Raw genomic sequence first — 3,625 nt, 5'->3', positions numbered from 1 at the left:
CACCGGCACCACCATCGACTGGACCAGCTGGTACCCAGCCCACCCCACCCCCCACCTCGTCGACCTCCCCACCTACGCCTTCCAACACCAGCACTTCTGGCTGGCGCAGCCGACCGTACGGACCGGCGAGGGTGGCCGTGGCGGCGAGGACCCGGCCGAGGCACAGCTGTGGCACGCCATCGAAGAGCTCGACGTGGACGCGCTGCGGTCCACTCTGGGGCTCGACGAGGACAGTCCCGGTATCGACACCCTGCTGCCCGCCCTCCCTGTCCTGTCGGCCTGGCGGCGGCAGCACCGCGAACAGTCCGTCATCGACTCCTGGCGCTACCGGGTCACCTGGCAGCAGCTGCCCGAACCGGACGCCGCGGCCCTGACCGGTACCTGGCTGGTGGTCATACCCGCCGGGGACGAGGACCACATCGCCGTCCGGGCCGCGCTTCAGGCCGTGCACACCCACGGTGCCACCGCACTCCCCCTCCCGCTCCACGCCGACGGGGTCGAGCGCGCGGACCTGGCGGAACAGCTGGCCCGACTGGCCGAGGACATGCCGTTGGCGGGAGTCCTCAACCTGCTCGCGCTCGATCAGCAGCCGGACACCGCGCACCCGGCCGTGGCCGCCGGGCTCGTCGCGACGACGGCGCTCGTCCAGGCGCTCGGTGACGCCGGGATCGACGCGCCCCTGTGGTGCCTCACGCAGGGTGCCGTCGCAGCCCGGAGCGGCGATGCCCTGCCGCATCCGGACCAGGCACAGATCTGGGGGCTCGGGCGGGTCGCCGCCCTCGAACATCCCGACCGGTGGGGTGGTCTGATCGATCTGCCCACCGCGATCGACCACCGGACGGCGGGCCGTCTCGCCGGGTCGCTGGTGTCCGGACCGGCCGAGGACCAGCTCGCCATTCGTGCGTCCGGCAGCTACGCCCGGCGTCTCGTGCGCGCCACCGCACCGGCCACGGCACCCACCACCTGGCAACCCTCCGGCACCACCCTCATCACCGGCGGCACCGGCGGCCTCGGCGCACAGATAGCCCGCTGGCTCGCCCACCACGGCGCACCCCGACTCCACCTCATCAGCCGCAGCGGCCCCGACGCACCCGGAGCCACCCAACTCACCCAAGAACTCACCACACTCGGCACCCACGTCACCATCACCGCCTGCGACGCCGCCGACCGTGACGCACTGCGCGAACTCCTCGACACCGTGCCGACCGAACACCCCCTCACCACCGTCATCCACACCGCCGGGACCATGGAGCTGGCACCGATCGCCGAGCTGTCGGCCGAGGGGCTGGAACGCGTTCTGCGGGCGAAGGTGCGGGCTGCCGCCCATCTCCATGAACTCACCCAGGACCACGGCCTCACCGCGTTCGTCCTCTTCTCGTCGAACGCGGCCACGTGGGGAAGTGGTCAGCAGGCCGCCTACGCCGCGGCGAACACCTACCTCGACGCACTCGCCGAACACCGCCGCGCCCGGGGACTCCCCGCCACCAGCCTGGCCTGGGGCCCCTGGAGCGACGCCGGAATGGCCGCCGACGAAACGGCACTCGCGCATCTCAAGCGGCGTGGTCTCGCACCGCTCGGGACCGAGCTCGCCCTGAAGTCCCTGCACCACGCGCTGGCCCACAGCGACACCACCGTCACCATCGCCGACGTCGTATGGGACCGGTTCGCCGCCGCGTTCACGGCGCGGCGGCCGAGTCCTCTGCTCAGCCGGCTGACGGTCTCCGGGGCGGAGGAAGCCGCGTCGCCGGGCTCGGCCACGGATACCGGAACCGCCGCGGACAACCCGCTGCGACGGCAGCTCGACGCGGCGTCGGCCGATCAGCAGCACCAGATCCTCGTCCGGCACATCCAAACGCTCGCCGCCACCGTCCTCGGCCACAGCGGTGTCGACGCCGTTCCGCCCGCCCAGCCCTTCCAGGAGCTCGGATTCGACTCCCTGACGGCCGTGGAACTCCGCAATCAGCTCGCCACCACCACCGGGCTGAGCCTCGCTCCGGCACTGGTCTTCGACCACCCCACCCCGAACGCCCTCGCCACCCATCTCCGGGCCGAGCTCATGGGGCAGGACGCGGCCGTCAGCACACACGTTCCCACGGCGGGTGCGGACGACGAGCCGATCGCGATCGTCGGCATGGCATGCCGCTACCCGGGCGGCGTGCGTTCACCGGAAGGGCTGTGGGAGCTGGTCTCCACCGGTCGGGACGCCATCGCGCAGATGCCGACCGACCGGCACTGGGACCTGGACACCCTCTTCGATCCCGACCCCGACCGGCTGGGCACCAGCTATGCGCGGGAGGGTGGGTTCCTCTACGACGCGGGTCGGTTCGACGCCGCCTTCTTCGGCATCAGCCCGCGTGAGGCACTGGCCATGGACCCCCAGCAGCGGCTGCTGCTGGAAACCGCGTGGGAAACCTTCGAACACGCCGGGATGGACCGGGACACCCTCCACGGCAGCAGCACCGGCGTGTTCACCGGTGGCACCTACCAGGGCTACGGCGCGTCGGGGAGTTCCTCGGCGGATGAGGTCGAGGGCTATCTGCTGGCGGGCGGCACCCCGAGCGTCATGTCCGGTCGGGTGGCGTACTCGTTCGGCCTGGAGGGGCCCGCGGTCACGGTGGACACCGCGTGCTCGTCCTCCCTGGTGGCCATGCACCTGGCCGCCCAGGCACTACGGCAGGGCGAATGCACCCTCGCGCTCGCCGGTGGCGTCACCGTGATGGCCACGCCCACCACGTTCATCGAGTTCTCGCGGCAGCGCGGCCTCGCCGCCGACGGGCGTTGCAAGCCGTTCGCGGCTGCGGCCGACGGCACCGGTTGGGGCGAGGGCGCCGGACTGCTACTCCTGGAACGGCTCTCCGACGCGCGGCGCAACGGCCACCGCGTGCTCGCGGTACTCCGGGGATCCGCGGTCAACCAGGACGGCACCAGCAACGGACTCACCGCACCCAACGGCCCCTCCCAGCAACGCGTGATCCGGCAGGCCCTCGCCAACGCCAGGCTGACCGCCGCCGAGGTGGACGTGGTGGAAGGCCACGGCACGGGGACCACCCTGGGTGACCCGATCGAGGCCCAGGCTCTCCTGGCCACCTACGGGCAGGAGCGGCTGGGCGGACAACCGCTGTGGCTCGGCTCGGTCAAGTCCAACATCGGACACACCCAGGCCGCCGCGGGGGTTGCCGGTGTGATCAAGATGGTGATGGCCCTGCGGCACGGAGTGCTGCCCGCCTCGCTGCACATCGATGAGCCGAGCCCCAATGTGGACTGGACCGCGGGTGAGGTACGGCTGCTGACCGAGGCCGTCCCGTGGCCGGAAGGCGAAGGCCCGCGCCGGGCGGGTATCTCGTCCTTCGGCATCAGCGGCACCAACGCCCACGTCATCGTCGAGCAGGCGCCGGAGGTACCGGAAGCGGTCGCGCCGATGCCGGTGGACGACGGGTCGGCCGCCGGACCGGTGCCGTGGGTGGTGTCGGCGCGGAGCGCGGAAGCGTTGCGCGGCCAGGCGATAGCCCTGGCCGGCCATGTCGACGGCAACACGGGCGTGTCTCCGGCCGAGGTGGGCTGGTCACTGCTCAGCTCACGGACCCTGTTCGACCACCGCGCCGTGGTCATCGGCTCCGAACGCGGA

At 72.1% G+C, this 3,625-nt stretch carries 1 protein-coding gene; it reads left to right on the top strand.

Features of this window, described 5'->3' with window-relative positions; genetic code table 11:
- A partial coding sequence (locus AC07FT_RS36330; RefSeq protein ID WP_479180445.1) for an SDR family NAD(P)-dependent oxidoreductase occupies window positions 1-3,625 on the top strand: 3,625 nt, incomplete at both ends.

It is taken from the genome of Streptomyces sp. NPDC045899, from assembly GCF_056431485.1.
Note: the sequence above shows the minus strand (reverse complement) of the source record. Positions and strands in the feature narration are given on the sequence as shown.